The sequence below is a fragment of the Acetoanaerobium pronyense genome (genome assembly GCF_017874355.1).
GTDB lineage: Bacteria > Bacillota > Clostridia > Peptostreptococcales > Filifactoraceae > Acetoanaerobium > Acetoanaerobium pronyense.
Map to the genome: position 1 here is coordinate 24,894 of NZ_JAGGLI010000015.1, position 17,070 is coordinate 41,963.

Below are 17,070 nucleotides of genomic sequence, written 5' to 3' on the forward strand. Positions count from 1 at the left end.
TAGTTACATACTATTTACCACAAAATGAAGGACTTAAAACTTATTTTTCACTTTTTTAAGTCTAAAAAAATCTTCCCTCTCTTTTTCTTCCAAAACCTCCTGTATTCTCTTTACATCTTCTTCATATTTTGGAATCATAATCTTGTCTAAGGCATTCGTCCTTTTTACGGTTTTTTTAATTTCCATTGCAATCTTGTATACGCTATTTTCTATTTCTGCTAGTTCATATACAAGGTATTTTATTTTATTAAAGTCCTCAACTGCAATATCCATAGCAGGATTCGTCCTATAAAAGCTATATGAAGGACTTTTACCCTTTTCTTCATAATCTGTCATAGGCACTTCAAGTCCCATGACACTTCTATGAAGTATATCCACATCTTCATCAATAGGGATAGACATGGCAATCTCTTGGACATTTTCTATTCCTATGGTCATATTAACCACCTGAAGAGCGTTATATCCTTTTTTGAAATACTCTCCTATCTTACTTTGAATTTCCTTGGCCTGTTCTGTGAGCTTCATCATCTCTTTTATAAGAACAGTGCGTTTTTTATCAAGTAGATAATACCCTTTTCTTGAAAACTCAAGGGCTTCCTTTGACTTGATTAGATTTGCTCTAGTTGGAGTAAGGTCCTGCATGACTCATCAGCTCCCATAATATTTATCTAAAAACTCTGGGGATATTCTCTCTAGTTCATCCTTTGGAAGTATCTTTAATATCTCCCAACCTATATTTAGTGTATCCTCTATAGACCTTTGTTCATCTTGTCCTTGACCTAAAAATCTTTTTTCAAATGCCCTTCCAAACTCCATAAAGCTCTGGTCTGTTTCAGAAAGGTCTTCCTCTCCTATAATCTGGGCAAGACTTCTTACCTCCTGAACCCTTGAATAGGATGAAAAAAGCTGAGATGCGACTTCGTCATGGTCCTCTCTTGTAAATCCATCTCCTATACCATCCTTCATCAGTCTAGAAAGGGATGGCAGGATATTCACAGGAGGATAAATATTCTTTTGGTGAAGCTCTCTTGAGAGCACTATCTGACCCTCTGTGATATATCCAGAAAGATCTGGCATCGGATGGGTGATATCATCATTTGGCATAGTGAGTATTGGAAGGAGGGTTACAGACCCTTCTCTGTTTTTCATCATTCCTGCTCTTTCATAAAGCTGAGCAAGGTCACTATATAGATATCCAGGGTAACCCTTTCTGCTCGGTATTTCCTCCCTTGCAGATGATATTTCACGAAGAGCCTCCCCATAGCTAGTCATGTCAGTCATTATAACAAGGATATGCATTCCCTCTTCATATGCAAGATACTCGGCTGCTGTAAGTGCACACCTTGGAGTAGTGATTCTTTCAACCACAGGCTCATCCGCTATGTTAATATACATTACTACTTTTTCAAGAACCCCAGATGACTCAAAGCTTCTTCTAAAAAAGTCTGCATCATCATGCTTCACTCCCATGGCAGCAAAAACTATTGCAAAATTATCTTCCTCACCTTTTATCCTTGCCTGCCTTACTATTTGAGCAGCAAGCTCGTTGTGAGGTAGTCCATTTCCTGAAAATATTGGGAGCTTTTGTCCCCTTATAAGTGTCATGAGGCTATCTATTGCAGATATTCCAGTTTCTAGATAATTTCTAGGATATCTTCTGGATACAGGATTCATAGGTCTGCCATTTACATTGTATTTGTTTCTGCTATATACTGGAGGTCCTCCGTCTATAGGAAGTCCCATTCCATTAAAGGTTCTTCCAAGTATATCTTTTGATAGTGGGATTTCAAGTGGCTTTCCTGTAAATCTTACCGATGAGTTAATTGTTGATATTCCCTGAGTTCCTTGAAATACCTGAGCAATCACCTTATCCTCATCTACAAGAACTACCTTGCCTCTTCTTTTTTGACCACCTTCGACCATTATCTCTATTATCTCTCCATATGCCACATCTTCTGCTCCAGAAAGTGCAATAAGGGAGCCAGATACAGAGTCTAGTCTTAGATATTCTTTTGTATTCAATTAACTCCCTCCCTTTTCATATCATAACGCTGCTTTAAGGAGCTGTAATATGAATCTATCTTCGCATATAAATCGTCTATCTTAGAAAGATCATCATTTGGAACAGTATATTTCATCTTGATTACCTCTTCAAATATATCAGAACTTCTAACCTCAGAAAGGGGAAGTCCTAATTTTACAGCTTCATGCGCCTTCATATAAAGATGATGAATCACCTTTAACATCTCATACTGCTTGTTGATAGGAACAAAAGTGTCCTCTTTGTGATTTGCATTTTGCTGGAGAAATCCTCTTTTTATGACCCTAGATATCTCAAGAATTATCCTTTGCTCATCTGGAAGTACATCCTCACCTACAAGCTGGATTATGGAGTTTAGCTTTTCCTCTTCATGGAGTATATAAAGCATCTCTTCCCTTAGCTCTAGTACGTCTTCGCTTACATTTTCATAATACCAGTGCTTAAGCTGCTTTACATAACCACTATAACTATTTAGATAGCTCACTGCTGGGTAATGTCTGGCATATGCAAGCTTTCTGTCAAGGGCTAAAAAAGCATTTGCAAATCTCTTGCTATTTTCCGTCACAGGCTCCGAAAAATCTCCACCTGGGGGCGAGACTGCTCCTATTATAGTAACTGAGCCTTCTCTTTCAGAAAGTGTCTTTACATATCCTGCCCTTTCATAAAACTGAGCAAGTCTTGAAGGAAGATAGGCTGGATAACCTTCCTCTGCCGGCATCTCTTCAAGTCTTCCAGATATCTCTCTGAGAGCTTCTGCCCACCTTGATGTAGAGTCTGCCATTATAGCTACGTGGTATCCCATATCTCTATAGTACTCAGCCATTGTGATTCCTGTGTATACACTGGCTTCCCTTGCAGCAACTGGCATATTAGAGGTATTTGCAATTAGTATTGTTCGCTCCATTAGAGGTCTTTGGCTTCTTGGGTCGATTAGCTTGGGAAAATCTTCAAGGACCTCAGTGATTTCATTTCCCCTCTCTCCGCAGCCTATATATATGATGATATCTGCATCAGACCACTTGGCAAGCTGATGCTGAGTCATAGTCTTGCCAGTACCAAATCCTCCGGGAAGAGCAGCAGTACCTCCCTTTGCTATAGGAAAAAATATATCAAGGACTCTTTGGCCTGTGATTAAAAGCCTGTCTATAGCCATCCTTTCTCTAACAGGTCTAGGTTCTCTAACTGGCCATACCTGATATAGCTTTAGGTTATAGTCCTCTCCAAAAGTATCAATTATTGCAACAACATCTTCAAGCCTATAGTTGCCTGACTCCTTTGCTATCTTGATTTTTCCTGATATTCCCTTTGGCACCATAAGCCTATGGACTATCAAGTTAGTCTCCTGTATTTCAGCATAAAACTGACCTTCTTCTACATAATCTCCTTCTTTGATAAGTATCTTTACTTCCCAAAGCTTTTCTCTATCAAGAGACATCAGTCCTATTCCTTCTCCTATAAAATCTCCAGAAATCTTCTTGATATCCTCAAGGGGCCTTTGTATACCATCAAACACGTTTCCTATCATTCCTGGTCCAAGTGTAAGAGAAAGAGGAGAACCTGTAGATATTATTTCTTCTGAAATCTTCAGTCCTTCTGTTTCTTCATATACCTGAATAGTTGCCATATCCTTTTCAAGAGAAATCACCTCTGCAAGTAGCTTTTTCTTTCCTACCATGACCATTTCCCTTGCCTTAAAGCCTTCCATAGATGAACCTTTTACAACAGGGCCATTAATGGACACCGTAACGCCCTTAAGCTTTTTCTCCATTATTCACCCCTCCTGATGTAGTCACTTAGTATCTGCCCTATTTCATCTCTTTTTATATGAAGTGCCTCTGCAAATGTCCGGTTTACCCTTATTCCTTTTTCACGGTTTTCAAGAATAAAACCTCCTATATCTGCAATCTGTCCCTCTTTAAATATGAAATTTTGAAATCCAAGACCTCTAAGCTCCTCCTCCAAGGCTTTTTTCCCTTTAGAAAACCCTACTGGCGGAATATAGACTATAAGCTGGGACTCTTTATCAAAACTTCCTATAGAGGAGCGAAGGACTCTTTTTAGATACTCAGCATAGTCCCCCTCATCCATAAAATCCTTAATCTTGTCTTCTACCTTAGTTATAATATCTTCTAGAATCTCTTCATTGAGTCTTAAAAAATTCCTTTTTTCCTTTTGAATCATCGAAGAAACTGCCTCGGATTTTTCTTTTTTAAGTCTATCAATCACTATCTTCTTTTCTCTGTCAGCCTTTAAAGAAAGTTCTGCTTTCTCCTTTTCAACCTCCATATTTATCTCAGTTTCTTTCTGATATAGCTTTTCATTTATCTCTTTTTGAACCTTATCATCCACCATCTTTTTGAATAAGCTTATTTTTTCCTCTAAGGTTACCATCTTTTCACCTCACTTAAGACCAAGGGAATCATTTATATACTTTGTAATATAGTCCTTATCTCTTCTTTGACCATGTCTATCAGGAATCTCCACAATAAGAGGATGTTTTTTCTTTAGCTTTATATCCATTATCTCATCATGGACCTTCTCAAGTATTAGCTCTGTTATTATTATTATTCCTATTTCTTTATTCTTCATGGCTTTCTCAAGCTCAATTAGTATTTCTTCCCTTTCGTGAACTATTACACCTTCTATTCCTGCAAGTCTCATAGCCACAAAGGTATCTCTATTATCACTTATAAGAAAAGATTTCATAACTTCATCTCCCCATTTAAAAAACCTTCTATAATCTTCCCAGTATAAGTATCGAAATTATAAGACCGTATATTGCTATCCCCTCAGCAAGCCCTACAAATATAAGGGTCTTTCCAAGTATCTTCTCATCCTCAGATACAGCTCCAAGAGCCGCAGAGCCTACTACTCCAACTGCATATCCCGCTCCAATCGCCGCCATACCAGTAGAAAGAGCAGCTGCAATAAATCCTAGTCCTGCACTTGATGAAAGTCCCTCAGTAGTAGCTGCAAAGACAAGGTCTGGAACTATAATAAGTAGTGCCATTGCTACAAGAGGAGTAAATCCCACTAGATTTCCTATAAAAAGCTTTTTCAGTCCTGACTGAGTTTTATTTTCATTATTTATCCATATTTTCAATCCCAATCCTATAGTAGAAAGTACAACAAATACCATCATAGCAAGTATTATCTTCATATATTTCATCCCTTCTTTTTTAAATATTATACTTAAATCTATTTATATCTTAATCCAATCTTCTTAGGTTTTAGTAATTTTTAGTGGCTCGTATTTTACACCATCACCCTTGTAATATTTGCTGAACATCTCATAATACTCAAGCCTAAGTCCCTGTATAAATACAATAAGACCCTCAAGTGCTATGATAATCACATTTCCAAGTATTATAATGAATACACTTGCCGCAGGATTGCCAGAAAGATGGGCCATAGTCTCAAATGCTAGAAAAAGTCCTACGTGATTGAGGGCAAATGCCCCTATTCTTATAAATGATATCGTGTTTGAAAGAAGACTAAGAAGGGTTTCAATAAGGTCAAAGCTTCCTTCTATATAGTATTCTTTTTTACCGCCATGATAGCTTGGAGTCTTTTTTAATACTGCACTTGCTATAGGATTTCTAAAAAGTATCATAGAAAGCATAAATGCACCGATTAGAAAAAGTATATATATAGGTATTACTATCCTAGATAGAGCAAGCTGAACTACTGTAATAAGAAGAACTATATAAAACAAAAGACCAGCAAGACCGTTTCTGCCAAATAACCCTTCCTCTATATCCCTTCTAGCCACTGCATTTTTAATAGAAAGCCCAAAGCTCATAAGAAGGAGTATGACTCCAAAGATTACTGATGACAGTAAGACAGTATCTATATTTTCAATCGGTCTTATAAGAAGAGCCGGTAGCACTGTCTCAAATCCAAAGAGACTTCCATAAAGAAATCCAAATATCACGGAGCTAATTCCAACTCTCATCATCAGCTCTCCTTGGACCTTCATAGTACTTTTTTCTTTTAGAAGCCACCCACCTAGCATGATTACAGAGCCCTGACCTACGTCTCCAAACATAGCACCAAAGAGGATAAGATAGGTGAGCCCTAGAAAAAACGTTGGATCTATTTCCTTATAGTTAGGAACTCCATAAAGATTTACAAGCATTTCAAAGGGACGAAGAAGCCATGAGTTTTTTAGCTTTGTAGGAGGTATGATTTCCTTCCTTATATCCTCACTTTCCTCAAAGGAAAGGATAGCCATAGGGCAAAGCTTCTCAATCTGAGCCTTTATTTTTTTTCTGTCACTCTTTGGAATCCATCCCGAAAAATAAAAGAAGTTTCTTGATACAGCAAGGTTATCCTTAAGACTTTCTATCTGTTCCTCTATATCAAGTCGCCTGTTTATATTGTCTATATGATGTTTATAATCTTCCTTTAGAAGGCTTAGCTTTTCTTCAAGCTCTTCCTTGATTTTGTTAAAGGTTTTTATCTTTTCAACTACCTCTTTATATACCTCATCAGGTGTTCCCTTGAACTCCACAGGTAGCTTTATTTCCTTGAAGTTCAGTGATTTTAAAATCTTTACAGATTCATTGTCAAGATCAGATGGCGCAAATATAAGATAGGCTTCTCCATCCTCAGAGCTTCCAATATGAAGGACAACTGCAGATATATTTTCGTAGTTGTTCCTTAATTTTATCCTTCTTTCCTTTGTAAGAGTCCCAATATGATAATTAAAATGCTTCATTTTGGAAAATTCCGAAACATCTATATCCATCCCTAGAAGGTATTTAATACTTTCCAGAAAATCTCTATGCCTTCTTATCTCTTCAAAGGTTTCATCAAGTGCTTCTTTTATAGGGTCAACCTTTGATTTCATTTCACAAAGTATATCTACAGCCCTTTCAAGGCTACACTCTCCATACCCTGATTTTGACTTGTCAGGAATTATATCAAATGTATCTGTAATCTCTTGAAGGTCCTTTCTTTGAGCCGCCAAGCTTTTCTTGCTGGCCTTGTACCTTACAAGACTTCCCATATCCCGTAAAGTGCTTAGAGCATCCTCAAGTACAGAAAGGGTGAAGTTAGAGTCTCCTGAGTTTTGTCCCTTCTGGATATGAACCTTTTCAGTGAGGACTACCCCTTCTAGAATCTCATGGATATTTTCTATGGGAGCTACTAGATTCATCATCTCCATTTTTTCTACAGCCATATTTTCACCTTCTTTTAGTCAAAACTTCTGATTAAAAATTCCTTTATATCTTCCACTTCATATCTTATTGCCTCAGTAATTGATATAATATCCCTTATCTCATATTCCATAAAATGAATCACAGCAACAAGCTTTGAGATGTTTAATCTGCTATTTTTATCAAACTCTTTAAACCTCTCATATAAAAACTGATATATTTTTCGTTCAAGATATATATCCTCTTCAGTAAGAAGCTCCCTATATTTTTTTGGAAGTGATGCTTCTATTTCACTTCTGGGATCATCGTTGTACACGATTGTTTTGAGCTTTGAAAACCCAAAGTTTTTTCCTCCAGAAAGGGTATAGTTTAGTATCTCTTCAGGTATCAGGCCATAATATTTCTTGGCTCTATAAACCCACTGAAGATTTACAAGGTCTATGTTGACTCCAATAAGCTCATCTAATATAGCTTCATCTTCTCCTGAAAGAGCTTTTGTTTTTTTAATAAGATTTCCAAAATATATTGCATCTAGATTCATCTCAAGATGAAACTCTCTCATGCTAAGGTCTTCTTCAGTAAGATTTCTAAATGCGTCCTGATATATACTTCCTTTGAGATTATCTCTGAGATTGTTTAATGTTTTGGATTTTGTAAGCAAGTCATAATTGAGGTAGGAGTAATCAACAGAATGAAGAAATAAATTTTCAATCTTTCTAGGGTCATCGCCTTTGGTTATAGCCCTTAATATAAGCTTTAAATCCTCAACTTCATACCTTGCAAACATAGCCTTCATAAAATCCTTGTAGGGTCCGCTTGTAAAATGTATTAGACTCTCCATCACCTTAATAAGCTTGGTTTTTAATATATGCTCAAGGTCTCCCCTGTGGACATCCTCAACAATGACTTCATCCAGCACATCACTATAGTAGGTATTTTCCTTTAGGTATCTAGCAACCTCTACTACAGAATCTAAGGCTATAAGGTTTTCGTAGTCATCTTGGCTTAGCATTTTTCCATAGATAGCCTGTAGCTTCGTATTAAGGCCTCCAAATCTTGCCACGCTACCCATCATATCCCTCCATGCTTCTTAAGACTACTTCAAAAGCATCTTCCACTATCTTGGCCTTTATTTCTTCATATCTTTTTTCAAAAGAAGATTTTCTAAATTCTGCTTCCTTTTTTATTTTCGAAAATTCCTCTTCTTTTTCTAGTTCAAGCCGCTCTCTGTAGCTTTTTATTTTTTCATTTTTTTCATTTTCAATCTGTTCCTTAAGCTTTTTCAAAAGAACAACCCGTCTAGATTCCATCTGCTCTAGATCTATTTCCCCTTGTTTTTCTTTTTCTAAAGCGTCTTTTTCAATATCAAGTATGGTTTTAATGATTTCTTCCAAGGACTCCCCCTCCTTAATTTGAAATTATTATTAATATCCCTATTACCCATAATTATCAACTTATATCCCAGCACTACTCGATTATACTCCTACTTTCTTGAAATCCTAAATCTCAAAAATCCTTCTTTTTCCTTAAATTAAGCTTTGTAAGTTCATACATATTGACTATATCTCCGAAGCTCAATATAGCTTTGATTTTCAAAATATATCCCCAGCTTCATCTGGGGATATTGTGGGTAATTGGGGATAAATCTCCGTGGATAATGTGGATAACTCTGTGCATAAAGTGGATAAGCCAATCTTTGTGTGGACAATTTAACATGTTGTTAACAATCTCAGAGGATAAATATATTTAAGTATCAATAAGTCTTTTATTATTGAATTTTCAATAATTATAGACAATTATATATCCATTCTTATGAAGGTTTACCTAACTTTAGATGGGGGTAATTATATAAAAAATCTTCAACTAGAAGATTCAAAGGAGTTGAGAATTATTATACCTTTAAGGGATTTAAATCCAAGGAGCACCACTCCATATATCACAGTAATTTTGATTCTTATTAATATAGGAATATTTGTATTTGAAATGTTTTTGCCTAGAGATGTTGCCATGAATTTTGTATATGCCTTTGGATTCACCCCAGGAGACCTTACAAACTCTATTTTGGACTTTAACCTAGGATTTATCGGATTCAATATAGCAACCGTCTTCAGCAGTATGTTCCTTCATGGCGGATTAGGACATATACTAAGTAATATGTGGGCTCTGTGGCTATTCGGAGACAATGTAGAAGATAGACTTGGGCATTTTAGATTTCTTGTTATCTATTTTTTAAGTGGCTTTTTTGCGGCTCTTGCCCATTATGTACTAAATCTAACCTCCCCTGTGGTCGTGGTAGGTGCATCAGGTGCTATAGCTGGAGTCATGGGAATCTATGTAATACTTTTTCCCCTTGCAAAAATTAAAACTCTTTTCTTTATACTAATAATCCCTATATTTATAAACGTACCTGCCTTTCTTTTTATTGGGGTATGGTTTTTGTCCCAGATTTCAAGCGGAGTCATATCCTTGTTTGATGACCCTTATGGAGCAGGTATCGCCTGGTGGGCGCATATCGGAGGTTTTGTATATGGAGCCTATATTGGAAAAAGGTACAGGAAAAAAAGAAGATACTATAACGAATTTTATTGATTTAGATTTTCCAGAAAAATAGCTATCAGTTTAGATGCTGATAGCTATTTTTCTAATAAAGTAAGACTTCTACCCTAGTAGCAATCTTCTACTTAGTTAATATGTCAAGTCACTACTTTTACTTTAATTTGTAAATTAATTATATATTTTCTGGAGAATCAAACCAGTTCATTGCCATCGTAAGGTAGGCTCTATAACCATTTACAAGGTCTTCAATGCTTATATGTTCCTTTGGAGAATGGGCGCTCTTTAAAGAGCCAGGTCCCCATACTATGGTAGGTATCTTTCCGTAGGTATTTATTATTCCCCCATCAGTCCATGCAGGAAAATATGAAAGAGGAAGGCTTTTGCCAAGTACGAGACTTAGACTTTGCTGGCTTATTTTTACAAGCTTATGCTCTGGTTCAATCTCCATAGACTCGTGTATATATCCTTTTTCCATAATACTTTCTTTCATTACCCTAAGGCAGCACACAAACTCAGGGTCTTTTTCATTCATTTCCTTTATTATCTTTTCAAACTCCATAACCACATCTTCATACTTCTCCCCAGGTATCCATCTTCTGTCAATGGATAGTATACACTCTCCAGCCACTGTCGAAGGCTGAGTCCCTCCTCTTATAGCTCCAAAATTGATAGTAGATGGTCCTGTGACTGGATGTACCCTTTTATCTACAAGAGGTACGAGTTTTTCATTAATATAGTGGATTAGCTCCCCAGCTTTTGATATGGCATTTATCCCTTCATTCATCATTCCACTGTGTACAGGTTTCCCTTTGATTACAAATTCAAACCACTCTAGTCCTCTGTGAGCTGTACATATTTGAAGCTCTGTAGGCTCCCCAACTATAGCTCCATGAACATTTATTCCTTCTTCCACAAGATCTATAGTACCAAGGCTTCCATGTTCTTCATCTATTACAGCTGCAAGTACAAGATCCCCAGATATTGTAATTCCTAATCTTTTGATTGCTATCATAGCTCCTATCATACACGCAAGGGGACCTTTCATATCTACTGCCCCTCTGCCATAGAGCTTATCATCAATTATCTTAGGATAAAGAGCATCTTCCATATCATAGGGAGGCACTGTATCTGTATGTCCTGTAAAAAGAAGGTTTTTATTCCCATTATTTCCTTTTCCCTTTATCGTAGCTATAAGATTGTATCGTTCATCCTTTACTTCCTTAAGCCTACACTCTATTCCTTCATTTTCAAGTACACTTTGGATGTATTTTGCCACCTTGGTTTCTTGCTGATATATCCCCGGATAGCTTCCTATCTCTATCATATCCATAGTAAGCTTTATAAGCTCATCCTGAGAAAAATTGTCCCATAAAGTCTTCATTTTAGCCCCTCCCTCTGACAATAAATATTCTGCCTAGCTTTTTCATAATTATATCATAGAAAACCCATATTATCCCTTTAATATCGGAATAATCTGAAAACGCTCAACAATATAAATTATAGGGAATAATAATAGACAACAAAAGAAAATTCTGTTACACTTTACTTTGGAATTCTCAGGGTCTGTGGTTGAAAGTCCAAGCCAGATGCGGGCAAAAGGACCCACGTAAGCCATACAAAAATGATATGGTGAGCATGGCGCATCTTAGATGTAAGCCCTGCCGATTATAAAATCGAGAGAGTCAGTAGTGCGGCGATCCCAAGCGAAATCTCCAGCAGGCGAGTGTGGGGCAAAAGACCAGGTCAGCCTGAGAAATCCTTTATTTCAAATAAAAAGAGCTTTTAGAAAATTAATTCTAAAGGCTCTATTTTTATATTTATTCTACTTATTAAATAATGTCTTAATCTCTACAAACTCCTCTAGTCCGTAGAATCCACCTTCTCTACCTATTCCAGATTGCTTATATCCTCCAAATGGAGCAAGAGGGTCCCATTTTCCATTATTTATTTTGATTTCTCCAGTTTTGATTCTTTTAGCAGCATTTTCTGCTTCCTCTTGTGGTCCAAATACAGCTCCTGATAAGCCATATATAGTGTCATTTGCTATTTCGATTCCTTCTTCTATTCCTTCATATGGAATCACGCAAAGTACAGGTCCAAATATCTCCTCTTGGGCTATTTCCATCTTGTTTGAAACGTTTGAAAATACTACTGGATTTGCAAAATATCCTTTGTCTTTTTTCTGCGGAACTTCTCCAACAAGTAGCTTAGCCCCTTCTTCAATTCCTTTTTCAACAAAGTATTTCACCTTATCAAATTGCTTTTTGTTAGATAGAGGTCCTACTTTTGTCTCTTCTTCATCAGGGTCTCCAACTATAAACCCTTTTGATTTTTCTACTATTATATTTTCTATCTCCTGCAAGTCTTCCTTTGGAACAATCAGCCTTGTAAGGGCAGAGCATGTCTGACCTGTATTGTTGAATGTCGAGTTAAGGCTGGTCTTTACTGCCTCTTCATAGTTTGAGCCTTTTAGTACAAGATTTGGTGATTTGCCTCCAAGCTCTAGAGCAAGTTTCTTTACTGTTTCAAGGGCTAGCTTACCTACCTCTATCCCGCCAGATGTAGACCCTGTAAAGGAAATCATATCCACATCTTTATGAGATGCAAGTACGTTTCCTACTTCTGCTCCTCTTCCAGTCACTAAGTTAAATACTCCAGATGGAAGCTCTGCTTTATGAAAAGCTTCTGCTAAAAAATATGCGGATAGTGGAGTGATTTGAGATGGCTTGAGCACTACTGTATTTCCGCATATAAGTGCAGGAATCACCTTTTGAATCACTTGATTAAGAGGATAATTCCAAGGAGTGAGGCATCCAATAACTCCTATTGGTTCTTTTACAACAGTTGCCTTTGGAAGGTCATCCTTAAATGAAAAATCCTTTGCTATTTTTAGATAGTTTTCAAATCTTTTGATAGGTCCCTTTACATGAGCGTTTTTTGCCCAAGATCTTGGTGAACCTAGTTCCTTTATTTCGATTTCAACTAAATCATCTTGATAGCCCTCAAAAATTTCAAAAGCCTTATTTAGGTAACTAAGTCTTTCATCTAAAGAAAGCTTTGACCAGCTATCAAATGCTGATTTAGCAGCTTTTACAGCACTATTTACATCTTCCTCGTTTGCCGCTGGAACATGCTCAAATATTTTTTCTGTTGCAGGGTTTTCTACCTCTATTTTATCCTTAGAAATACTATTTACCCACTGACCGTTTATATATAGTTGATTATTATTCACTAAAAAACCTCCTTATATCTAGATATCTTCAAATATATTTTTAGATTCTTAAATTAACCACTATATGATATATACTCATTATCTTAAAAATATAACGATTTTCTATTAAAATTGTAAAAATATATGTCTACACAAAGGGCTCTGCAAAGATGAGGCATTCCTTTAAATAAAGTCTTCTAACTACTTTTCACTAAATATATTAAAACCGTCTTTTCCGTTATCTTTCACTTTATACATCGCTAAGTCTGCTTTTTTGATTAACTCTATATAAGAATCTGCATCTTCTGGGAATCTACTAATCCCTATGCTCGAAGTTACTTTGTACTCTCTGCCTACTATGGTATAGGGCATTCCAATAAGATTAGTCAATTTTTTTACTTTTTCTTTTATTTCAGATTCATTTTCTATATCCATAAAAATAAAAGCAAACTCATCTCCACCTATCCTTGCCAGAAAATCATTTTCATTTGCTAATTGACTGATTCTCCTAGACACTTGTATAAGGAGCTCATCCCCTATATCATGCCCTGATGTATCATTAATATATTTGAACCCATCCAAATCTATAAAGCAAACAATAAACTTATTTGATTTGTCCTCAATGAGACTCTCTACCTTTTCTTTAAGATATAATCTATTTGGTAGACCCGTTAGACTGTCATGATATGCTAAATATTTCGCTCTATTTTCAGATTTTCTAAGCCTTGTAATATCATTTGCAAATATAATTATTTCATCTATTTCATCTTTATCAATTATAGGCTGTACTTTATTTTCATATACCTTTCCTTTGTATGCATACTCAAAGCTGTGTTCTTGACCTTCTAATGCATGATTTATTCCTTGAGTCACTATCTCATAATAAGATTTTGGTAAAACATCTTCAAGCAAACTATTTTGAGCCTTGTACCTATTTATCCCTAGCTCTGATAACCCCTTACCTTCACAATGCTTCACAATAAACTCATTCTTATTTTTCTTAATCCTTAAAACTATGCTTGGAAGTATTTGCACCGTATGCCTATATTCTTCAGCTATTTTCAGCCTATTTCTCTCTATTTTTAATAAATCTGTATATTTTTTGGTGTATATAAAAACCATACTGAACCCCAATACGCAAATCAAGATTAGCCCAGAAAGGATTATCCAAATTATCTGCCTTTTTACAAGGGCTTTATTTATATTGTTTACTAAAAAAATAGCTACTTGGTCATCCTTTAACTTTTTATAGATTTTTGTATATTTCTGTCCTTCATAAACCACTTCTTTTTTTATTTTCGACTCATCTATCAGTTGATTTACCTTATTGAGATAATAAGTATCTTCCGCTGTAAAAGAAGTGTATCTGCCATACTCAACAGTAAAGTCTTGGAGCTTTGACCTATTTTCTTGGAGAAATCTATTATTCCAAGCATCTACATTGATTACTGCAATCTCATCTATAAAGTCTGTCTCTTGTATCATCTGCTTTACTAGTTTGTTTGGGTCATTTTTCTTCACAAGCCCAAAAGCATTCATATCATCAACATATATATTTAAAAGATATGGCTGATTTTCAATCTTATAATAAGTGAATATGTAATATCCGTCTTGTCCATATGCAAGAGATCTTGGACCGGCCCAAAATTTTCCAATAGATATTCCTCTTCCTATACTTACTTCCTCGTCATCCAAAAGCTGGGAAAATGCTTCATGCCAAAAACCCCAGGTTTTTGTGGATAGTCCCACTTCATGCTCTGAGGTTGATTTTTCAATTATAATATCTTCATCTTCTTTTTTAAAAAGAGCCACTCCAGAAAGCTTATACCTTTCCTTTATGTCCTCTAAATCCTCTAGGGTAAAATTCGATAAATCACGATTTCCAATTTCAGCTTCTATTTGGTATGTTGTCGATTCTAAAATTTGAATCAAATAACTTTGAATCAAATCCTCAGCTCCAACAGAGTTGTTGATAGAATATGTGATGAATGATGAGAGCTTATCTATCTCATCATCTTGTTGATTTGTGAGCATAAAATCAAAGACCTGAACAGTTACTACAATAACAATTATGATAGATATGATCATTCCAAATAAAATATTGTTTTTGATGGTTTCTATGATATTTTTCATAGTTCTCCTCACTAGAAATTATCTTTATTTTTTCTGATATTAACAACGCTTGATACTATGAGGTCTTGGACTTCCTTTTGCTCTGTTAGCGTAACCGTAATATAAAATATTCCTTTTTCAATCTCTTCATCAGCACTGTTTTTAGCTTGGGCAAGAAGATATACTATATTTTCTTCCTCTGGCATATATTCAGATATCTTTATGTCTGTATACCCTTTTTCCTTTAGCTTTTCTATAAACTCTATAAGCTTGGCTTCGTCATCTGAGGATATAATGCTTTGTTTCTGATTTTCCATATTGATTATATCGCTAATAGCTTTAGAGATTTGACTATTTGCCTTCTCACTACTGCTTTTAATATTTATAAAAATAATTCCTAGACTTAGTAAAACTAACATTGCGATATATATGTATCTTCTTTTCATAGGGTTCACATCCGTCACACAAATTTAGTATATTATACCCATAAATTATAAAATTATCTACATTTTGTTCAAAACTAAAAAGCCCCCAGATTGATTATATTTTATATCAATACGGAGGCTTTATATATACAAGACTATTTATAGTTTGAATTTTGAAATTTATACATCTTAAGTTATAATATCTTAAGTTATAAAAATTCTACCAATAACTTAAGTCCTCAATAATCTAACCTCAGAAAAAGCTATCTGCTTCTATTCAACTTATCAATTAGTAATATTATATCTAAGATTAGTTATAGCCACTTGAGTTCTATCCTGAAGTTCTAATTTTTTCAAGATATTATATACATGGTTTTTTACTGTACGCTCGCTTAAAAAAAGCTCATTTGCAATATCCATATTGCTCTTCCCTTTTGTTATAAGGTCTATTATTTCTAGTTCTCTATTAGTTAACGTTCGAAAAGACTCAAGTAGCTTTTTCTTTTTTAAGCTATATACTTTATATTTTTCAATATCTTCATTTATAATGTCATCAGAGTAAAAAATACCGCTCTTTACAAGTCGTATTTTAGAAGCTAAGCTATCAAAATCAATATCTTTATATATATATCCATCTACATTGTTATCTAAAGAGTCCATTATGTATTTTGATTTTATAGTACTAGTTAGCATTATTATCTTTATATTGGGATATATGCTTTTTATTTTTTTTAGTATTTCTATTCCATTCTCTTCAGGCATAATCAAATCAAGTAAAATAACGTCTATATTAATTGAATTATTTTTTTCCAGAAAATCAATAGCTTTTCTTCCGCAGTTAAATGATTTAACTATTTCCAAATCCTCATATTCCCCTAAGCCCTTTGTCAAAATACTTCTTATTATAGCTTCGTCATCTATTACTAATATAGATATTTTATCCATTAAAATCCCCCCAAATTAATCGCTATTAAATTTTGGAATTAATTTAGTCTTGCAAAGCCCATTGTTTATATTTTACTATATAATCTTTTTTGTTTCTATAAAATACTGAGTAATTTGAAATAAATACAAGTTCCATAAAAGCAATATCTCAAAATACTAAAAAAGCTATAGTATAAGGATAAAATAGAATCCATTTACTATAGCTTTTTGATTTATAGATTTTATCTGCGGCTTCTACGTCTATGATCTGAAGAGACTTTAGCAAAACCTGATTTGGTTTTTTGATCCCTTTTTTCCCTACATGCTTTACAAACAGTCCCTCTATCTATTACTACACTACACATTTTGCAAGTACTTAAAAGTGTCTTTTGATTTTCTGCTAGGTGTATTTTTCCTTCCTTAAGATATCTAAGTATTACAGAAGTAGCCACTCCAGTAGCTAGAGATACTTCGGCTGCACTTGCCCCTTGGTGGTCATATACATAGTCTCTAACCATCTTGTATTGCTCATTGTCCTCTTCTGAACCTGCTACTACAAGTCTTGGAGTACTTTCATCTTCTTCAATTTGTTTTTCTCTTTGTCCCTTAAGATAAAGTTTCATGCAATTCTCCTATCCA

At 35.1% G+C, this 17,070-nt stretch carries 16 protein-coding genes; 1 reads left to right on the forward strand and 15 read right to left on the reverse strand.

Features of this window, described 5'->3' with window-relative positions:
• Positions 1-33: 33 nt before the first annotated feature.
• The 9 genes from J2Z35_RS07705 to J2Z35_RS07745 all read right to left on the reverse strand — a co-directional run bounded on the left by J2Z35_RS07705 (position 34) and on the right by J2Z35_RS07745 (position 8,597).
• Positions 34-642, reverse strand: a complete 609-nt coding sequence (locus J2Z35_RS07705) for a V-type ATP synthase subunit D (RefSeq protein ID WP_209660816.1) — start codon at positions 640-642, stop codon at positions 34-36.
• A 6-nt stretch (positions 643-648) separates the two neighbouring features.
• The gene (locus J2Z35_RS07710; RefSeq protein WP_209660817.1) at positions 649-2,022 is read right to left on the reverse strand and encodes a V-type ATP synthase subunit B; all 1,374 of its coding nucleotides are present in this window, start codon (positions 2,020-2,022) and stop codon (positions 649-651) included.
• The gene (locus J2Z35_RS07715) at positions 2,019-3,809 is read right to left on the reverse strand and encodes a V-type ATP synthase subunit A (RefSeq protein ID WP_209660818.1); all 1,791 of its coding nucleotides are present in this window, start codon (positions 3,807-3,809) and stop codon (positions 2,019-2,021) included. Before J2Z35_RS07715 ends, J2Z35_RS07710 begins: the two co-directional genes overlap by 4 nt.
• Positions 3,809-4,432, reverse strand: a complete 624-nt coding sequence (locus tag J2Z35_RS07720) for a V-type ATP synthase subunit E (RefSeq protein WP_209660819.1) — start codon at positions 4,430-4,432, stop codon at positions 3,809-3,811. The genes J2Z35_RS07715 and J2Z35_RS07720 overlap by 1 nt, the downstream gene beginning before the upstream one ends.
• Positions 4,433-4,441: 9 nt before the next feature.
• The gene (locus J2Z35_RS07725) at positions 4,442-4,747 is read right to left on the reverse strand and encodes a V-type ATP synthase subunit F (protein WP_209660820.1); all 306 of its coding nucleotides are present in this window, start codon (positions 4,745-4,747) and stop codon (positions 4,442-4,444) included.
• Positions 4,748-4,775: 28 nt separating this feature from the next.
• A complete protein-coding gene (locus tag J2Z35_RS07730; protein WP_209660821.1) occupies positions 4,776-5,201 on the reverse strand; it encodes an ATP synthase subunit C in 426 nt (141 codons plus the stop codon).
• 63 nt (positions 5,202-5,264) lie between these two features.
• Entirely contained in the window at positions 5,265-7,226 is a 1,962-nt protein-coding gene (locus tag J2Z35_RS07735) for a V-type ATP synthase subunit I (protein WP_209660822.1), read from the reverse strand.
• A gap of 14 nt (positions 7,227-7,240) precedes the next feature.
• Complete coding sequence (locus J2Z35_RS07740) at positions 7,241-8,278, reverse strand: V-type ATPase subunit (protein ID WP_209660823.1); 1,038 nt, start codon at positions 8,276-8,278, stop codon at positions 7,241-7,243.
• Complete coding sequence (locus tag J2Z35_RS07745; protein ID WP_209660824.1) at positions 8,268-8,597, reverse strand: hypothetical protein; 330 nt, start codon at positions 8,595-8,597, stop codon at positions 8,268-8,270. The genes J2Z35_RS07740 and J2Z35_RS07745 overlap by 11 nt, the downstream gene beginning before the upstream one ends.
• A 418-nt stretch (positions 8,598-9,015) precedes the next feature.
• Between J2Z35_RS07745 and J2Z35_RS07750 the strand changes: the two genes are divergently transcribed.
• Positions 9,016-9,792 carry a rhomboid family intramembrane serine protease gene (locus tag J2Z35_RS07750; protein WP_245330803.1) on the forward strand — a complete coding sequence of 259 codons (777 nt, stop codon included), beginning with the start codon at positions 9,016-9,018 and terminating at the stop codon, positions 9,790-9,792.
• A 139-nt stretch (positions 9,793-9,931) separates the two neighbouring features.
• On the opposite strand, the gene J2Z35_RS07755 is transcribed toward J2Z35_RS07750, so the two are convergent.
• The 6 genes from J2Z35_RS07755 to J2Z35_RS07780 form a co-directional block, all read right to left on the reverse strand.
• The gene (locus tag J2Z35_RS07755) at positions 9,932-11,140 is read right to left on the reverse strand and encodes a M20 family metallopeptidase (RefSeq protein WP_209660825.1); all 1,209 of its coding nucleotides are present in this window, start codon (positions 11,138-11,140) and stop codon (positions 9,932-9,934) included.
• 441 nt (positions 11,141-11,581) lie between these two features.
• Positions 11,582-12,991, reverse strand: coding sequence for an aldehyde dehydrogenase family protein (locus J2Z35_RS07760; RefSeq protein WP_209660826.1), 1,410 nt, complete (start codon positions 12,989-12,991; stop codon positions 11,582-11,584).
• 180 nt (positions 12,992-13,171) lie between these two features.
• The gene (locus J2Z35_RS07765; RefSeq protein WP_209660827.1) at positions 13,172-15,103 is read right to left on the reverse strand and encodes a GGDEF domain-containing protein; all 1,932 of its coding nucleotides are present in this window, start codon (positions 15,101-15,103) and stop codon (positions 13,172-13,174) included.
• A gap of 11 nt (positions 15,104-15,114) precedes the next feature.
• Positions 15,115-15,528 (reverse strand): hypothetical protein, encoded by a 414-nt coding sequence (locus tag J2Z35_RS07770; RefSeq protein WP_209660828.1) that lies wholly within the window; start codon positions 15,526-15,528, stop codon positions 15,115-15,117.
• A gap of 264 nt (positions 15,529-15,792) precedes the next feature.
• A complete protein-coding gene (locus tag J2Z35_RS07775; RefSeq protein WP_209660829.1) occupies positions 15,793-16,452 on the reverse strand; it encodes a response regulator in 660 nt (219 codons plus the stop codon).
• Positions 16,453-16,673: 221 nt separating this feature from the next.
• Positions 16,674-17,054, reverse strand: coding sequence for a hypothetical protein (locus J2Z35_RS07780; protein WP_209660830.1), 381 nt, complete (start codon positions 17,052-17,054; stop codon positions 16,674-16,676).
• Positions 17,055-17,070: the final 16 nt, after the last annotated feature.

Coding starts and splice junctions, on each gene's coding strand:
- J2Z35_RS07730 (WP_209660821.1), bottom strand. CDS start 5,201: ATGAAGATAATACTTGCTATGATGGTATTTGTTGTACTTTCTACTATA.
- J2Z35_RS07770 (WP_209660828.1), bottom strand. CDS start 15,528: ATGAAAAGAAGATACATATATATCGCAATGTTAGTTTTACTAAGTCTA.
- J2Z35_RS07740 (WP_209660823.1), bottom strand. CDS start 8,278: ATGATGGGTAGCGTGGCAAGATTTGGAGGCCTTAATACGAAGCTACAG.
- J2Z35_RS07720 (WP_209660819.1), bottom strand. CDS start 4,432: ATGGTAACCTTAGAGGAAAAAATAAGCTTATTCAAAAAGATGGTGGAT.
- J2Z35_RS07750 (WP_245330803.1), top strand. CDS start 9,016: ATGAAGGTTTACCTAACTTTAGATGGGGGTAATTATATAAAAAATCTT.
- J2Z35_RS07780 (WP_209660830.1), bottom strand. CDS start 17,054: ATGAAACTTTATCTTAAGGGACAAAGAGAAAAACAAATTGAAGAAGAT.
- J2Z35_RS07755 (WP_209660825.1), bottom strand. CDS start 11,140: ATGAAGACTTTATGGGACAATTTTTCTCAGGATGAGCTTATAAAGCTT.
- J2Z35_RS07765 (WP_209660827.1), bottom strand. CDS start 15,103: ATGAAAAATATCATAGAAACCATCAAAAACAATATTTTATTTGGAATG.
- J2Z35_RS07715 (WP_209660818.1), bottom strand. CDS start 3,809: ATGGAGAAAAAGCTTAAGGGCGTTACGGTGTCCATTAATGGCCCTGTT.
- J2Z35_RS07725 (WP_209660820.1), bottom strand. CDS start 4,747: ATGAAATCTTTTCTTATAAGTGATAATAGAGATACCTTTGTGGCTATG.
- J2Z35_RS07705 (WP_209660816.1), bottom strand. CDS start 642: ATGCAGGACCTTACTCCAACTAGAGCAAATCTAATCAAGTCAAAGGAA.
- J2Z35_RS07775 (WP_209660829.1), bottom strand. CDS start 16,452: ATGGATAAAATATCTATATTAGTAATAGATGACGAAGCTATAATAAGA.
- J2Z35_RS07735 (WP_209660822.1), bottom strand. CDS start 7,226: ATGGCTGTAGAAAAAATGGAGATGATGAATCTAGTAGCTCCCATAGAA.